This window comes from Levilactobacillus sp. HBUAS70063 (genome assembly GCF_038374745.1).
Classification (GTDB): Bacteria; Bacillota; Bacilli; order Lactobacillales; family Lactobacillaceae; genus Levilactobacillus.
Genome location: NZ_JBANSM010000002.1, coordinates 242064 through 257264, shown reverse-complemented (window position 1 = coordinate 257264; position 15201 = coordinate 242064). Strand labels below are relative to the sequence as shown.

Here is a 15201-nt window from a genome sequence, read left to right as displayed (position 1 = left end):
TACCCTACCTCCTACACTTTTCCGTGAGATTAATAAAAACCGGGAATGGTCAGGCCCAACAAGAGCAGCGTACTGTCGGCAACTAACCCCAGCCCCACGGCAATCACACTCACCGTGGCCGGGATTAAACACCACCAGGGTCCCCTTTTGCCGGACCGAACCAACCCTATTAAGCTTATCACAGTTAACCCGCATCCGAACAATAAAGTAACGGGTTCGTGCGGAATCCAGCGATAAACCGTCTGGACCGCGCCAATCAACGCATACCAACTCACGGCGATACCCACTAGACTCCAAGCTATGACGTGCCACGACTGTCGGCTCATCTGCGTTGCCCCCTCCGTCTTTTCATCTCTAACCTACACGGTGACGTTCGGTTTTACGAGCAATTCGCTGCCGTTTAGAACCTCACCGAACCTCGCCGGCCAGCGTTAGAACATGGGGAGCCGTCACCGGCCGGTTTCACAATTAAATTTATGAAACGTTTGGGTCATCATTGCCAGCGATTTTATGCTATGCTGGAACCTATAATCTTGACTTCGGAGGTCGATTAATCATGGTAAATTCTTACCCACAAGCCCTCACCATCGCCGGTTCGGATAGCGATGGTAGCGCCGGTATGCAGGCCGATCTGCACACCTTCTTTGCCCGTCACGTCTATGGCGCATCCGTCATGACGGCGTGTGTGGCCGGCAACTCTTACGGCATTCATGCCAGCGTACCCATGCCCACGGACTTCATCGACCAGGAATTTAAAGACCTCGCCGATGACTATCACATTCGCGCCGCTAAGACCGGCATGCTCGCCGATTCCGAGCTGATTAATACGGTCGTGAAAAACTATCTGGCGGCGGACTTTGGCCCGCTGGTTGTGGACCCGGTCATCATGACCAAGCACGGCAACCAATTATTGGAGGAAAGTGCCTTCAACACGTTACGGACGCAGCTGATTCCGCTGGCCACCGTGCTCACGCCGAACTTCTTTGAGGTCGAAAAGATTGCCGAGATGACCATTACTAGCGATGCCGAGATGGAAGCCGCGGCGCACAAGCTTCAGGCCATGGGCGCTAAAAACATCATCGCTAAGGGAAGCCACAACGACCCGCACCAAACGGTCGTCAAGGACTTTGTCTTGCTGGCATCCGGCGATAGTTTCTGGCTGAGTGAGCCCTATCACGAGACCGACCGCGTCAACGGGACCGGTGATTCACTATCGGCCTGCATCACTGCCGAGTTGGCCAAGGGAACCCCAATGAAACGCGCCATCGAGATTGCCAAGCAATTCGTCAACGCGGCAATTGGTTCCCCCATTGCGGTTGGCCACAAGTTTGGCCCGGTTAATCACTGGGCGGCCATGGACCGTGATTTTAAATAGCTAAGCAAGCGTGCGCTCGAAGGCGATTAGCCGGCGAGCAGTAAATCCGATAACCGCAAAATCTCAGTTTGAAATGGTTAGGCTTCTCAGGCTTAAGCAAAACCCGTTATCTGGGGACCCACGTTTCAACCATCTAGAATTGGACCACAAAAGCTTGGGCGTTTCTCCCAAGCTTTTTTTATGCTTTATTCATCGTGTTACCACCGATCCGGCCGCCACGTTCGGCCGTCCACCTCGCCACCCAACTGATCGCTGCGACGGTCCTGTTCGGCAACCACTTTTTTCAAGGCCAACCAGAAGGCCCGGTCCGTGAATTTTTCCTGTTGGGTCGCCAACTGATCGATTTGTTGGCTTAGCCACGTTGATTGTTCAGTCATCTTCCTGCTCCTTAATCATGGCGAGGGTGTCCGTCAGCTGGTCGAGATGCTCCCGATTTTGGTCAAACACACTCGCAATTAATTTTCCGGTCACCTGCTGTTCGGCCGGTAGTCGGTCCACCATGCCCGTTAGCCGCTGGGCAAACCAGTCCTGCCGATTGGCCAGACTATCCGGCTGCTTCTGGGTTAGATACCGCTGATAGTCCGTAACCAACTGCAATTTCTCCGGCTCTTCGAGATAACCGAATTGATAAATCGGGAAGGTCGGTAGCCAGACCATCTTGGCCCGGTGTGCCAGCGCGGCGATTGGCGCTAAGGCCGCGTCCAACGTCAGCCCCTCGGCACCGCCCCGCTGAAAGGCCTGTTCGGGCATTCCGGTGGTGACCACGATGCCCAGCTCCTTGTCGGCCAACGGATAGCGGTGATCACCGTAAACGAAGGTCCGCGTTAGCACCGTATCCTCCCACTGTTTAAGACCGGCCGGGGCCGCATACCAATACAGAGGAAATTGCAAAACAATCCGATCGGCCTGCCGTAATTGTTGCTGCTCTTGGGCAACATCGAATTCGTCTTGGTCTTCGAGATGTTCCCAGGTCACGCCTTCGCTAGGCAAACTGGCCTTCAAGAATTGCTGACTGGTCGAATCTGCCAGTTGCGGGTGCGAGACCAATACCAGCGTTTTCATTGTGTGATCAACTCCTTAACATTTTTTCTTTAATTTAACTTTAGCACACCTGGTATCCGAATCCAGTCCGCTTTGCTCAGCCTTCTGGTCTCAGCCATTTTCCCCGAAAAAAAGCCAAAAGAAAAGGCCCTTAGCATGGCATGCTAACGACCAGTTGACATTGAATTAGCTTAAACGCCGATCAGAATCATCATGGAATTTATTTTCCCGGGTTGCCAAGTGCTTGCTGTTCTTCCGGAAAGCTTCCCGGTTGTTCAGATACAGCTGTCCAACACCGGCCACCATGATAATGAACAAAATAACCAATAAGGCTTGCATAGCAATTCCCCCCGTCAACATTTTAGATTACAGTTATATTATCTAAATGTTACAGAAGTATTGCAAGTAATATGTTATGGAAATAAGAAATTTTTTAAATTTTCGGGGCACCTTTGATTGTTCACTTACTTGTCGACTGGGTTGATGACCTTTGCGAATGTGTTTTGGATTGCGATTCGCCTGACGAATGCTGTTTCTTTTGCAGCTTCCGCACCTGATTAGAGACCTGATCCGTGGGGCTAACGGTCTTTTGCCGCGAGAGATTAGCAACCGGCGCCGCCAACAGCAGAACAATCACCGCCGACAAACAATAGACGTAATTTTGCCGCTTGTTGCCCAGGGCCTGGGTGATTTGAAAGAAATAATAGATAATACAAATCGCTGAAAAGAATACCGCAATCTCGGCAATAATGTGTAGCACCAGCACGGTGAACACCCCCAATCTCGTTTTACCCTCACTCTACTGGAGTTTCCCGGCTACTGTCAACTTGAAACCCCCGGTTAATCCGCAATTGACACGGCGCAGCGGCTTCTCTATAATTAAAGACGTTGTCAATTTATATTTTTAATAGGTCGCAATAGCTCAGCTGGATAGAGCAACGGTCTTCTAAACCGTAGGTCGAGGGTTCGAATCTCTCTTGCGACATCAGGTTTTCGGTTAGTCGGTAAAGTCATTGGCTTTACCGATTTTTTTATACAAAAAAACGAGGTCGGAAATGACCGATCTCGCCGCATTTAACCTTAATCTTGATACTGACCCACGACTGGTAATTTTGCTAACACCTTACGGCCGTGTGGGGATTGACCGTCAATCACACTGGTCAGCTCCTGTCCGGCTAAGTTACCGTGGTGCTTGCCACCGGCCCAGGCTTCAACGCCAGAGACATCGTAGACGACGCCATCAATGGCGACGTAGGCTGGTTGACCCTGCTGACCATCAAACTTCGCTAATTCATCCTTGGAAAAGATCTTGTCACTCACAACTACCACCGCCTTATAAATTTAGCTCCATCATAAACTGACCGAACTAACAACTCAAGTAATTCATCTTTCAAGCGATAAATAAAGGGTAGAAAAAAACCACCAACCGAAGTTGATGGTTTTTTACGACACGATTTAGGCTAATGTAAATTAGTCAACTACCGTAACGTTAGCAGCTTGTGGGCCACGGTCGCCTTGTTCTACATCAAGGGATACGTGTTGGCCTTCTTCAAGCGTCTTGAAGCCTTCACTGTTGATAGCAGAGAAGTGAACGAAAACGTCTGAGCCGTTTTCCAAAGTGATGAAGCCGTAACCTTTATCAGCGTTGAACCATTTAACAGTACCTTGTTCCATAAGAATGAAACCTCCATGCGCATAGCGCAATAATATTTGCATTTGAAAGCTGGGGTAAAAAGGAGCCATTCTTATAAGAACGTCGAGCCTTTAAAACTTCCGAACCATAAATACATTAACCATAGGATAACAGGTATTTCGCAGAATAGCAAATGCAAACCTCGATAATTTTAAACTATTTTGCAATAAGGCCCTAATTATTTTCCGATAACCATTCCTTAGCAGCCAAAACTTCCTGCGGCGTGAGCATGTGACTACCACCCGTCTGAAACAGTGTGGTTGCGACCCCACTGTTCGCACAGGACGCCGCCACTTTTTCCACGGTTGCCACCGCCACCAAAGGGTCACGCTGACCGGCAGAGAGCCAAGCGCGGTAGTTTGGTCGTTGAACGTTTTGGGCGACCGGCAACCATAGCGGATGAAACAATAAGGCCCGTTGACCGGGTAAAATTCCGGTTTGAATTCCGTAAGCCGCTATCGCCGCACCGTTCGAATAACCCACCGTAATGAGGCGATCGCTAGCCCAATGATGGTGCTCACAAACTTTTTTGACGGACGCGCCCAACCACTGTGCTTCTTCGGCCACTTGGTTAGCATCCACCGGTCCCGCCGCGGTCTGTCGGAAATATTGACGCTGAGCGCCTTCCCCGCTACGACCGGCGATCGTGATCAACGGGCTCTGGGGGGCTAAACGCCGGCCAAAGTTCAGCATCTCCGTATTGGTGCCACCGGTCCCCTGAAGCAGTAACACGGGCGGTTCCGTATTGGCGCCCGGGGCCGTTTCAATTAACGTGTCATCAGCCAACTTGTTCCTCCTAACGCCGTACAATCAGCTCAATCTGGCCCTTCTGCGGGGCAAAATTAAGCCCGTAGCAGCCTTCCCCTAGGATTTTACCGTACTCGGACAAAACATCGTCAGGAAGCGGCGTGTGCGTCTTCAGCTGGTCAATCAATCCCGGGGCCGACTGCACTTCCGCCAACGAGACGAATAATAAGGCATTGTCAATAAGGTCGCGTAATAAGTCCGTTAGCAGGCCGTTGGGCTTCCCCGTTTCATCGGTCACCACCACCTGATGGCTTTCGACTTCCTGATGATTTACCGAAACCGTTTTTAACATATCAAAAATCGTTTGCACGATCAGTCACTCCCTCGCGAATCCGTTTTCAACTTAACTAGATAATACAGCAAATAACGTCTGACTGAAACTAATTCTTCCCAAAAGCCGTAGAATCCTGCTGTTTCGCATAACGGGCCATCATCTTTTCCTGGACCTTGGGCAAAGGTAGCGCCGCAATCTCGGAGCCCGGCACCCACTTTCCGGGGAAAAAGTCCAGGGCCACGGCACGCGGCAAATCCGCCTGCAGTAGCTTAACATGCCAACGTTGGTGCGTATACGTCTGACTCACCGGTTGGCCGCCAACCGTCGTCAGGGTCACCGGAATCTGATAGTCCCGTTGCCATCGACGTTCCAGTTCGGCGATATCGGTCTGGAGCGTGGCCGGTTGGGTTGCTTCGTCCTGGCGTAAACTTGCTTGCTGGACCAGCGGAAAACTCCAATATCCCGTCAACATTTCATTGGCACCGCGCTGGGCCAGCAAATAGCCGGCCGGCGAATGTACAATCAAGCCGTAGTAGGCCATCGGTTTCGGCCGGGGGGCCTTGGTCTTTACCGGAAAGTCCAGCACGCGGCCCGTCCGGTATGAGGCATCGAACGCCCGAACCGGCGAATGCTCCGGGTCGGGATTCTTGGCCGTCATGTAGCTGGACCCCAAGTCCATAATGGCTTGGTTAAAGGCCCCGGGCCGCTGAGGATCCACGATTGGTTGAATAATCTGGGTGAAGAGTTGGCGGGTCTTGGGCTTGGCGATATCCGCATCAATCAATAGCAACCTCGCAAAGACCCGAAAGGCATTGCCATCCACGGCCGGAATCACCTGATCAAAGGCAATGCTGGCAATGGCGCTCGCCGTGTAAGGGCCGATGCCCACCAGATCCTCCAGTTCAGCGGCCGTTTCGGGCCATTTTCCATGATAATCCGTCATCAACTGCTGGGCGGCTCGCTGTAAATTCCGGGCTCGCGAATAGTAGCCCAACCCCTGCCAGGCCTTCAGTAGAGTCGCCTCATCGGCTGCAGCCAGGTCGGCCACCGTGGGAAAGGTCGCCAGGAAGTTTTCGTAGTAAGGAATGACGGTATTGACCTGCGTTTGTTGAAGCATGACCTCGCTGACCCAGGTGTGATAAGGATTACGGCCGTGCCGCCAAGGAAGGTCCCGTCCCTCGCGATCGTACCAATCTAGTAACGTTTGTCGAAAGTCGCGGATTGTTGCCGCTGACCATTTTTCCATAGTGTGCCACCGTCCTTGTTTTTACCATTTTAGCGAATCCGTCAGTTGGCGACAAGTCCCGTGGGCAACAAGGTCTTGACGTGCCGGCGCCGCTCCCCTATTATCAGGGAAGACTCATCGTTTTGGCTTTTTTCAACAACTTAAGATGGGGTTAGCTACCTCGCCCCAGATAAGCTGGAACGCGGTGGGCGGACGTTCCGAGCCAAAGAGCGGTCTCGAAACTCGCTTGGAACCGCCCCAAACCGGCGTTTCCAAGACGCCATTATCTAACCGGCTATCGCCGCTAAGATAATCCCACGGCTGAGCTCATCTGGGGCTTCACTTTCGTCTACGGTAGCGTTTGATCACAGCAACTAGCTCACGCGAAAACCGTGGGTCAATTCTGACGAGACCTTTCGAGGCAGCTCTCGTTGAAGACACGACCTACTTTTTAACCTAAATCACATCACACCATTCAGTATCGGAGGAAGCATTTTGAAACGTTGGGGAATTCTGCTTATTTTAATCGTTTGTAGCACGCTTAGTGGCTGTACCATCAGTCATGAAACGGATACACCGAGTGACAGCAAGGGCGTCATGACGAAGAATCAAGTCCTGACATTAGCGTCAAATCACCCGCTAACCACCTTGGACACGGATAAATTGACCCAATTTGGCCGACTCAACAATACCATCGAGGGGCTTTATCAGGCCAACGGCGATAACAATCCCAAGCTCGCTCTGGCCAAGAGCGTCAAGGTCAATGCCGCCCGGACCACCTACACCTTTACACTCTGGAAGGATTCCTATTGGAGTAACGGCGACGTGATTACGGCCCCCGACTTCGTCTTTTCCTGGCGGCGGGCCCTCTCGCCCAAGACCAAGGCACCCGAGGCGGACCTGTTCGACGGCATCAAGAATGCCCGCCAGATTCTCGAGGGCCAGCTTCCGGCGAGTCGGCTCGGCGTCAGCGCCCCCAGCCGTTTTAAACTCGTGGTCCACCTCGATCACCCCATGGCCGAACTACCTCAGAAGCTGGCCTATCCTCTATTCGGTCCCCAAAACCAACGCATCGCTGAGAAATACGGCAAGCGTTACGCCACCAAGCCACGCTATCAGGTCTACGCCGGCCCTTTCATGGTCGCAAAGCAAGGCTGTTCCGCCTATCGCTGGCACATGGTTCCCAACCCGCACTATTGGGACCGGAAGCACGTGTACCTCAGCCGAATCAACGTGAAGACTTACCGGTCAATCGACGCCGCCTGGGCCGCCTACGACAGTGGCAAGCTAGACGAGATGCGACTCATTGGTAAATCCAACATGAAATACTACGAAAAAAAGGCCGACTACACGGCCCGACCTTATTCCAAAATGGTGCTCCTCAATTACCGCCAAAACGGCCAGAACACCACGATTAACCACTTGCTCCAACAAAAGCTGACGCGGATAGCCATTTCTCACGCCATCAACCGGCAGGCCCTAGCGAAACAGGCCTATGGTATCACCTCGCTAACCGCCCAAGGCGTCGTACCGGCCGGCCTCAGTCGTGGCCTCAAGGGGACCGCGGACTTTGCGGCCGCGCAACCCGAACAGACCACCCTGGCCTACCATCCCCAAACGGCTCAACGGGAATGGCAAACGGCCCTCGACCGCGCCCACACCAAGTGCGTTACCTTAACGCTGAGTTATCTTCGGGGCACCAACAGTGGTAGCGCCGCGAAGATTTTACGCCACCAACTCGAAACGACTTTGCCGGGCTTAACGATCGTCTTGAAGCAACGCAAGCAAACCATCAATACCCGAGTGGCACCGGTGAACTCAGACCTTACGCTAACGACGCAACGGGCCCAGTACGCCGATCCTTTGGCCATGCTTTCTCTATTTACCAGCAATAACTCGGCCAACATCGGCCACTGGTCCAACCGCCACTACGATGACCTGATCGACACCGCCAGCAATGCGCCGACCTTCAACGCCAAACGCTGGCGCACCCTGCTGGCGGCCGAGGGCATGTTGATGAAGGATCAGGGGGTCACGCCACTGATTCAACCGGCTAGTACCTACCTAATTAAGCCGAAACTCAACGGCGTCCTCTACAATACCGTGGGGACCCAGTCGAACTTCAAGAGTGCCTATTTCGTCAAATAAACCAAGCTAAACTACAAGTGACCCCGGCCAATTGGATTCACGCCAATTGACCGGGGTCACTATTTTTTGATTAAAGTCGGGTCTGTGCCGTCTGGAGCACGTCCTCATCGACAAATTCACTCGTCAACCGTGCCATGGGTGTGTAGGCGTGGCGTTCCTTGTAGGGCACCGGATAGGCCGCGACCACCGCGACCTTCAAGTTATTCTCGGTCAGGAAGATCTGCCCCACGCCCCGGTACTTGCCCTTGCTGTGCCGGCCGGTACGCCACGAATGGAGCTTAAAGTCCCCATCGGGCTCACGCTTAATCTCATACTTACCCGAGGCGTTGGCCGCCACCGGGACGCCAACGTATTGGTTGACCTCATATTTTGCCTTCATACTACGCCTTCTTCGTTAAGATTTCGGTTAAGGGGGCTACGGCGGCCTCGCCGAGAATAGCGATGACCGCGGGCTGCTCAAGAATCGCTTGCACAGCCGCCGCCGTTGCCGGTTGTCCCGTCAATTGATCGGCAATGGCGTGCAAGTCATCCGGTGTGCCCACCGTGCCAAACAGCGCGACCGCCCGCAATTGATCGTGACGCTGGGTGAAATTGACGTGCAACTGCCCCGTCGGTAAAGTCAGTCGCTGATAGCTGCGCAACCCCGGATTGGCGCCGTAGTTCCAAGCGTCCGTGGCGTACTTTTCCGCCAGCCGCTGATCGATAACTTCCCAGTCATGTGCGGACAGATGGTAGGTCTCAACTTGATCGAGGCTATCGACCTCGAAAATGTGGCAGAGCAGAGCCGTCTTAAACGCCTGAATATCCAGGTTCTGATACTCGGGGGCCAGGTACTGCCGCAGATTGGTGATGGGCACGCGGTTGGAGGCCACGCCCCGGTGCGGCCGGTCGCTGACGGGAATCAACGCCTGATGGGCCGCATCCACATTCAAATCGTACATGATGGTCCCACCCGCGGCGTAACCGTCGCCGTTCTTAAACATGGTCATGCCCGAAAACTTCTTGCCGGCCACCATTAGATTACTCTTCTGACTGATGGTCAAGTCGGTCACGCCCATGGCCGCCAACGCCTTCAGCACGGGATTGGCGAACACCGTGTAGTTACCGAATTCGGACCCGTCCTGCGGATCGCCGTTGATGATGTGTTCAAAGATCAAGTTGCGTTCGTCGTGATAGACGGCGCCCCCACCGGAGGTTCGCCGGACCAACTGAACATCGTGCTTGGCCAGGTAGTGGAAGTCCACCTCGGCCGTCACATTTTGATTGATGCCCACGATCACGGCCGGCCGATTCACGTACATCATCAGGCCATGCCCCGGGAGCTTTAAGTCATTAACTAAATAATTATCAATCGACTGATTCACCACGGCATCGGTCACCACTTGGCCCTGCCGGTTCGTATCAATAAGAAACATGGTAAGCCTCCTCGGGCTCCCAGCGCATGGTCACTGGCGCCCCCGTCATTTTAAATTTAGTGTAGCATACCCCTCGGTCGGCAACAACTTGCCGCGAAGTTATTGTCAGCGGTTACATCATAAGGGTATACTGAACCTGTAGTCATCATAAGGGAGGAATTTTACTATGTCCGAAACAGCCAAGCCATCAATTTGGCAAATATTTAAGAGTTTCTTTCGCCGCAAACCCGTTGAACCTAAAGTAACGACCCTCAACGGTGTGTGGTGGGAACAGCGTCACAGCATCTACCGTCTCGGGTTGACCAGCGATGCCATTCAACAGTTGGGAAAGGTCAGTTTTGCCGACCTCATCGTGGCCCCCGACGACGAGCTCGACCAAGACGAAGACATCATCGAAGTGGAGAGCGACAAGGCCGTCCAGAACTTCAAGACCCCCTTCGCCGGCACGGTCGTAGACGTTAACCATTTTCTCGTCGACAATCCCGAGGCCATCAACTCCAATCGTCAGCTGGAAAACTGGGTGTTAGACATCCGCATTGATTTTGATTGATTCTTCATCCACTGTATGACCGTCCGTCAAGACCGGGCCGAACCTGTGAGGCGATAGCCCCTGTCCCCAAGCCGTCCACACCGAATAACCGGGTTGGTGGGCGGCTTTTGAATGCAATTTTCCCGGCCGGTCGATAATTCATTAATTTTCCCTACTTTCCGACGATCAGGGCTCAAGCGCGGCAGGACTTCCCTACCATCGCCCCATCATCTCAGCTTTTAACTTAGCTAGACAAAATATTTACCATTTTCGCCGCAAAGGACTACCATAAGAAATGAAGCCGGTGGTACCCATGCCAATCACAGATCCACTGACCCCAATATTCTTTTGGAGGTAATGGTTATGGCTGTTGTAGAAAAGACTGCTTTATTGGATGAAAAAATGAGCGAAGTATTTGACTGGTCCGATCAAAAGCTCCCAGTACGGGATGCTCTGTGGGACCACTTCATGGAATCCAATGGTCACAACACCGATGAAACTGAAGCTTCGATGAAGGAAATCGACGCTAAGTCCGACGATGAAGTTCGTTCTTACGTGGAAGATAACCTCAAGAAGTAACCGGCTGTCTCAACCTAAAAATAACCTTGCCAATCGGCGGGGTTATTTTTTCATGCCGCTTAAGGAATTGGCGTCTTTGAGACGTGATTTCTCGGCTCAAAGCGAGGTGTCGAGACCGTACTGTGGCTCGGCCCGTCCGCCCACCGCGTTCCAACCCATATTGGGCGAACGGTAAGGCGGCCAATTTCCACTACGAAACTATAAACGACTAAAAGTAACGCCATGAGTTGTACGATGACCATGATTTTAGTCGATTTCTATCCTTCAATCATTAAAGGCCCAGTAAGAAAAGTCGCGTTATTCCGATAGGCGGAATAACGCGACTATTTTAATTTCTGAATTAGAGTTCCGGACTCACACTATAGAACTGCAGGTACCGGTGGCCCGTTGCCGGGTCAATGACCATCCGGGTGACACTGGTATTGGTCGGCTCCGGCAAGGCCGTTGTCGCCGGCGATCCCAGCATCAACAACGCGGTGGTCTTGATGGTCAGGCCGTGACTCACCACGAGAATGTGGTCGTCGGGGTGGTCAACGACCTGTTCGGCCAACCATTGACCGACTCGCCGTTGAATGTCGAGGTAAGATTCACCGCCCACCGTGGCTAGCACGTCGGGCAGGGCTTCGCCAGTGACCGCATCGAAATCCTGCGGCCGCTCCTCACTGGTCACGGGCAGACTCTTCCCCGTCCAATCACCGTAATCGGCTTCCATCAGCCGATCGTCAAAGGATGGCGTCAGGCTCAACATCGTGGTGAGCGCCGCCGTGGTCTGCCGGGTCCGATGAAGCGGGCTACTAATCAACTGGTCGTAGCGTTGACCGTGCAACCACTGGGCCAAGTGCTCGGCCTGCTGCAGGCCCCGGACCGTCAAATGCGTGGCGGTGGTGTCCAATTGCCCCTGCATGATTTGATCCACGTTAGCCTGCGTTTGCCCGTGACGAACCCAATCGAAGGTTGTCATGCTTCAATCACTTCCTCTTTCCCCTTGAAACCCTTTTTCAACATTACGCCGTCCTCGTTGTAGCAAGTAAATCGCCACGATCACCAGCACGGAACCAATGACTTCGGCAGTCGAAATCGCTAAACTGAGGAAAATAATGGACAACACAAAGGTTACCACAGGTTGGACGGCATCGACAATACTAATGACGTCGGAAGGCGCAAAATGGGCACTGTACAGCAACAATGAGAACGGCAGGATGGTCCCAAAAATAATGACGGTGGCCATCGAAGCCAATAACGTTCCAGTCAACGGTGGCGTATTGACCCAGACCGGCTGGTGAATGTTAAAGACCACGCCGGCAATGAAGGTTCCCCACCCTAAGACCGTGATGGGCGCGTGTCCGCCGTCTCGGACCAAGTTCCGCGGTAACACCACGTAGCAGGCCGCCGTAATCCCGGAACCAATGCCCCATAGGATAGAATTTAATGGAATCGCCAATTGGGAGAAATCGCCGCGCGTGATCGCCAGGAAAACGCCGACCATCGCCACGACAAACGCAATCACATCGCTACGCAGCGGTCGTTCATGCTTGAAGAGCAGACTCCCCAAGACAATGAATAAGGGGCTCAAATACTGTAGAATCGTGGCCCCTGCGGCATTCCCGGTTTGCACGGCAATGTAAAAGGTCAACAGGTTGGCCCCCAGCCCAATCAGCGCGTAGGCTATCAGCCACGCAACCTCACGCCAACTTCGAAAAACGGTAAACGTCTGCTTACCATACAGCACCAGACTAATGGCCAGCAAAATCACGCCGGCGCCCATCGTTCGGGCCGACAAAAACCAGCCAACGGGAATCGACTGTCCCTGCGAAATAAATTGTAACACGGTTCCGGAAACACCAAACATTCCTGAAGCAATCGTCGCCCAGAAAATCCCCTTGATTACGTTTCCCGTTGATACCTCTGAATTTTTCAAACCTGTGAATCCTTTCTCTCCCACACTCACGGCGTGCATTATAATTCTCCAATTTTACCCGATAGTCATTAGAATTTGATGATGAAACGGCAAAAATTTTCGGTTGCGGTCAACTTTTTTGATGGTCCTAGCTGATTAACAGAAAATTGGTAAAATTGTCGCATTGATTCTCTTCATGACAAGTTCTCCCCTAAAATTTGTGAAGTCAGGCGTCTGTGCCTGCCAAGGGGGAGGCTGACCGGTAGCAATAGAAATTGACAAACGGTAAGGCGACCAAGTTCGCAGGCACCCTTTAACCGAAAATGAGCTTGGACCCAGCGCCCAAGCTCATCATTTATCATTTTATATTGGCAACGACCCTTAAGCCGTGTGGTCCACGTGGCGGGCCAACAGGTCACCGATTAACTGGATGGCAAAGACGATGACCAAGATAATCAGCATGGCCATGACCGTGACGTCCGTTTCGAAGCGACTGTAACCCACGTTGATAGCCAGGTTACCCAAGCCACCACCCCCGATGGCACCAGCCATCGCGGTCAGGTCGATCAGACTAATCAGCGTTAGGACGGAAGAACGGATAATATCCGCTAACCCTTCCTTTAAATAAACCCGGAAGATAATGGCAATGGGACCGGAACCGACCGATTCGGCGGCTTCAATCACGCCGCGATCCACTTCCGCCAGGGCGTTTTGAATCTGCCGCGCGTAGAATGGCGCGGAACCAATAACCAGCGGCACGATGGCTGCGGTCGTTCCAATCGCCGTTCCCACGATGATCCGCGTCAATGGCGCAATCACGGCCAGCAGAATAACGAACGGAATGGACCGGCACAAGTTCACGATTTTATCGAGAATGTTATAGATAACCCGGTTTTCCAGGATACCCCCCGGTTGGGTCACGATTAAACCAATCCCAATTGCCATCCCAATAATCCCGGCAACGATGGCGGTAATCGCCGTCATGTACAACGTCTCACCGGTGGCCTGAACGAAATCACTCTTCATGGTCACGGCATTAGGAAAGTATTTAGCTAGTAAATTCATTTAGGCCACCTCCGAATCGTTGGGATTTAAATGCGTGATGTGAATGCCGGCGTCCAAGCAGTATTGCCAAGCGGCCGCCAACTTATCGGGATCACCAGACATGACTACGATGAGGTTGCCCAATGGCGTATCCTGTAAAATTTCCACGTTTCCGTACAGGATGTTTGAGACCACCCCGTAGCGCTTGTACAGTTCCGTAATGAGTGGCGCGTCGGTGCTGGCCCCCACGTATTGGAGCTGAACCAACTGCTGACTCTCGCTGAGGTTCAGGGAGTCCGCCTGCCGGAAAATCTTTTCCAAGGCCTGATTAATCTGCGTGGCCGTGTTAATGAAGTCCTGCGTCAATGGCTTTTGTGGGCGACTGAAGATGGAGACCAAGTCCCCCCGTTCGATGATTTCACCGTCTTCCATGACGGCCACCTTGTTACAGATTTCCTTCACGGCTTCCATTTCATGCGTAATCAGCACTACGGTCAATCCGAGCTCCTTATTCAGACGCTTTAACAACGCCAAAATGGAAGAGGTCGTCTTGGGGTCCAAGGCACTGGTGGCTTCGTCACTGATCAGAATCTCGGGGTCATTGGCCAAAGCTCTGGCGATGGCCACCCGTTGTTTTTGCCCACCGGATAGCTGAGCCGGATAGTCCGTAGCCTTTTCGCTGAGGCCGACCAGTTCCAAGAGGTGGGCCACCTTTTGCTTACGGTCCGCGTGGGACATCCGCCCCTTGAGTGGGTAGCCCACGTTGTCCGCAATGGTCCGCGAGGCCATTAAGTTAAAGTGTTGAAAAATCATGCCAATCTTCGTCCGCGCCGTTCGGAGCTCGCGAGACGAGAGCTCCAGGATGTCTTGACCGTTGACTTCAACTGAGCCAGCAGTTGGTCGCTGAAGCCGATTGATCACCCGCACCAGCGTACTCTTGCCGGCACCAGAATAACCGACAACCCCGTAGATGTCGCCCCGTTCCACTGATAGCGAAACGTGCTTGACGGCTTCGACAGTCTGCCCCTTATTGTGGAAAGTGACATCGATATCTTTTAACTGAATAATCGCTTCATTCGTCAAATTTCATTCTCCTTACTCGCCTTATGCTGGCAATTTTTCTCTCTACCTATCTTAATCCTCGTGGGCCACGATACAAGTCGAAATACGACCA

General features: G+C 52.8%; 20 protein-coding genes and 1 tRNA gene. 5 read left to right on the top strand and 16 right to left on the bottom strand.

The genetic code is table 11. The features are described from left to right. Window positions 1-29: 29 nt before the first annotated feature. Window positions 30-326 carry a hypothetical protein gene (locus tag V8I28_RS04135; protein WP_341778857.1) on the bottom strand — a complete coding sequence of 99 codons (297 nt, stop codon included), beginning with the start codon at window positions 324-326 and terminating at the stop codon, window positions 30-32. Window positions 327-556: 230 nt separating this feature from the next. Here V8I28_RS04135 and thiD point away from each other — a divergent pair, with 230 nt between their 5' ends. Beyond that, window positions 557-1375, top strand: a complete 819-nt coding sequence (gene thiD / locus V8I28_RS04130; protein ID WP_341778856.1) for a bifunctional hydroxymethylpyrimidine kinase/phosphomethylpyrimidine kinase — start codon at window positions 557-559, stop codon at window positions 1373-1375. 197 nt (window positions 1376-1572) lie between these two features. On the opposite strand, the gene V8I28_RS04125 is transcribed toward thiD, so the two are convergent. The 4 genes from V8I28_RS04125 to V8I28_RS04110 form a co-directional block, all read right to left on the bottom strand. After that, window positions 1573-1752, bottom strand: coding sequence for a hypothetical protein (locus V8I28_RS04125; protein WP_341778855.1), 180 nt, complete (start codon window positions 1750-1752; stop codon window positions 1573-1575). Beyond that, entirely contained in the window at window positions 1745-2437 is a 693-nt protein-coding gene (locus V8I28_RS04120) for an NAD(P)H-dependent oxidoreductase (RefSeq protein WP_341778854.1), read from the bottom strand. The genes V8I28_RS04125 and V8I28_RS04120 overlap by 8 nt, the downstream gene beginning before the upstream one ends. Window positions 2438-2602: 165 nt before the next feature. Then, window positions 2603-2755 carry a hypothetical protein gene (locus tag V8I28_RS04115; protein ID WP_341778853.1) on the bottom strand — a complete coding sequence of 51 codons (153 nt, stop codon included), beginning with the start codon at window positions 2753-2755 and terminating at the stop codon, window positions 2603-2605. Window positions 2756-2876: 121 nt separating this feature from the next. Beyond that, the gene (locus V8I28_RS04110; protein WP_341778852.1) at window positions 2877-3182 is read right to left on the bottom strand and encodes a hypothetical protein; all 306 of its coding nucleotides are present in this window, start codon (window positions 3180-3182) and stop codon (window positions 2877-2879) included. 145 nt (window positions 3183-3327) lie between these two features. Between V8I28_RS04110 and V8I28_RS04105 the strand changes: the two genes are divergently transcribed. Further along, window positions 3328-3401 (top strand) — tRNA-Arg (locus V8I28_RS04105). A 95-nt stretch (window positions 3402-3496) separates the two neighbouring features. On the opposite strand, the gene V8I28_RS04100 is transcribed toward V8I28_RS04105, so the two are convergent. From V8I28_RS04100 to mutY, 5 genes are all read right to left on the bottom strand, one after another. Then, complete coding sequence (locus tag V8I28_RS04100) at window positions 3497-3736, bottom strand: cytochrome b5 domain-containing protein (RefSeq protein WP_341778851.1); 240 nt, start codon at window positions 3734-3736, stop codon at window positions 3497-3499. Window positions 3737-3886: 150 nt separating this feature from the next. Then, window positions 3887-4090, bottom strand: coding sequence for a cold-shock protein (locus V8I28_RS04095; RefSeq protein ID WP_024746588.1), 204 nt, complete (start codon window positions 4088-4090; stop codon window positions 3887-3889). A 193-nt stretch (window positions 4091-4283) separates the two neighbouring features. After that, a complete protein-coding gene (locus V8I28_RS04090; protein ID WP_341778850.1) occupies window positions 4284-4895 on the bottom strand; it encodes an alpha/beta hydrolase in 612 nt (203 codons plus the stop codon). Between the two features lie 10 nt (window positions 4896-4905). Continuing rightward, window positions 4906-5226, bottom strand: a complete 321-nt coding sequence (locus V8I28_RS04085; RefSeq protein WP_341778849.1) for a hypothetical protein — start codon at window positions 5224-5226, stop codon at window positions 4906-4908. Window positions 5227-5296: 70 nt separating this feature from the next. Continuing rightward, window positions 5297-6436 (bottom strand): A/G-specific adenine glycosylase, encoded by a 1140-nt coding sequence (gene mutY / locus V8I28_RS04080; RefSeq protein WP_341778848.1) that lies wholly within the window; start codon window positions 6434-6436, stop codon window positions 5297-5299. Between the two features lie 474 nt (window positions 6437-6910). Between mutY and V8I28_RS04075 the strand changes: the two genes are divergently transcribed. Continuing rightward, the gene (locus tag V8I28_RS04075; RefSeq protein ID WP_341778847.1) at window positions 6911-8563 is read left to right on the top strand and encodes a peptide ABC transporter substrate-binding protein; all 1653 of its coding nucleotides are present in this window, start codon (window positions 6911-6913) and stop codon (window positions 8561-8563) included. Between the two features lie 70 nt (window positions 8564-8633). On the opposite strand, the gene V8I28_RS04070 is transcribed toward V8I28_RS04075, so the two are convergent. Both V8I28_RS04070 and V8I28_RS04065 read right to left on the bottom strand, forming a co-directional pair. Continuing rightward, window positions 8634-8942, bottom strand: a complete 309-nt coding sequence (locus V8I28_RS04070; protein WP_341778846.1) for a DUF7671 family protein — start codon at window positions 8940-8942, stop codon at window positions 8634-8636. A 1-nt stretch (window position 8943) separates the two neighbouring features. After that, complete coding sequence (locus V8I28_RS04065; RefSeq protein WP_341778845.1) at window positions 8944-9978, bottom strand: lipoyl protein ligase domain-containing protein; 1035 nt, start codon at window positions 9976-9978, stop codon at window positions 8944-8946. Between the two features lie 166 nt (window positions 9979-10144). Between V8I28_RS04065 and V8I28_RS04060 the strand changes: the two genes are divergently transcribed. Together V8I28_RS04060 and V8I28_RS04055 are read left to right on the top strand one after the other, a co-directional pair. Beyond that, window positions 10145-10528, top strand: a complete 384-nt coding sequence (locus V8I28_RS04060) for a glycine cleavage system protein H (RefSeq protein ID WP_341778844.1) — start codon at window positions 10145-10147, stop codon at window positions 10526-10528. Between the two features lie 342 nt (window positions 10529-10870). Then, a complete protein-coding gene (locus V8I28_RS04055; RefSeq protein ID WP_168900772.1) occupies window positions 10871-11086 on the top strand; it encodes a P8 family protein in 216 nt (71 codons plus the stop codon). A 340-nt stretch (window positions 11087-11426) separates the two neighbouring features. Here the strand turns inward: V8I28_RS04055 and V8I28_RS04050 are convergent, their stop codons facing one another. The 4 genes from V8I28_RS04050 to V8I28_RS04035 all read right to left on the bottom strand — a co-directional run bounded on the left by V8I28_RS04050 (window position 11427) and on the right by V8I28_RS04035 (window position 15110). Beyond that, complete coding sequence (locus V8I28_RS04050; RefSeq protein ID WP_341778843.1) at window positions 11427-12047, bottom strand: histidine phosphatase family protein; 621 nt, start codon at window positions 12045-12047, stop codon at window positions 11427-11429. A 3-nt stretch (window positions 12048-12050) separates the two neighbouring features. Then, entirely contained in the window at window positions 12051-13043 is a 993-nt protein-coding gene (locus tag V8I28_RS04045) for a DMT family transporter (protein WP_341778842.1), read from the bottom strand. A 321-nt stretch (window positions 13044-13364) separates the two neighbouring features. After that, window positions 13365-14048 (bottom strand): methionine ABC transporter permease, encoded by a 684-nt coding sequence (locus V8I28_RS04040; protein ID WP_341778841.1) that lies wholly within the window; start codon window positions 14046-14048, stop codon window positions 13365-13367. Beyond that, window positions 14049-15110 carry a methionine ABC transporter ATP-binding protein gene (locus tag V8I28_RS04035; protein WP_341778840.1) on the bottom strand — a complete coding sequence of 354 codons (1062 nt, stop codon included), beginning with the start codon at window positions 15108-15110 and terminating at the stop codon, window positions 14049-14051. Window positions 15111-15201 lie beyond the last annotated feature (91 nt).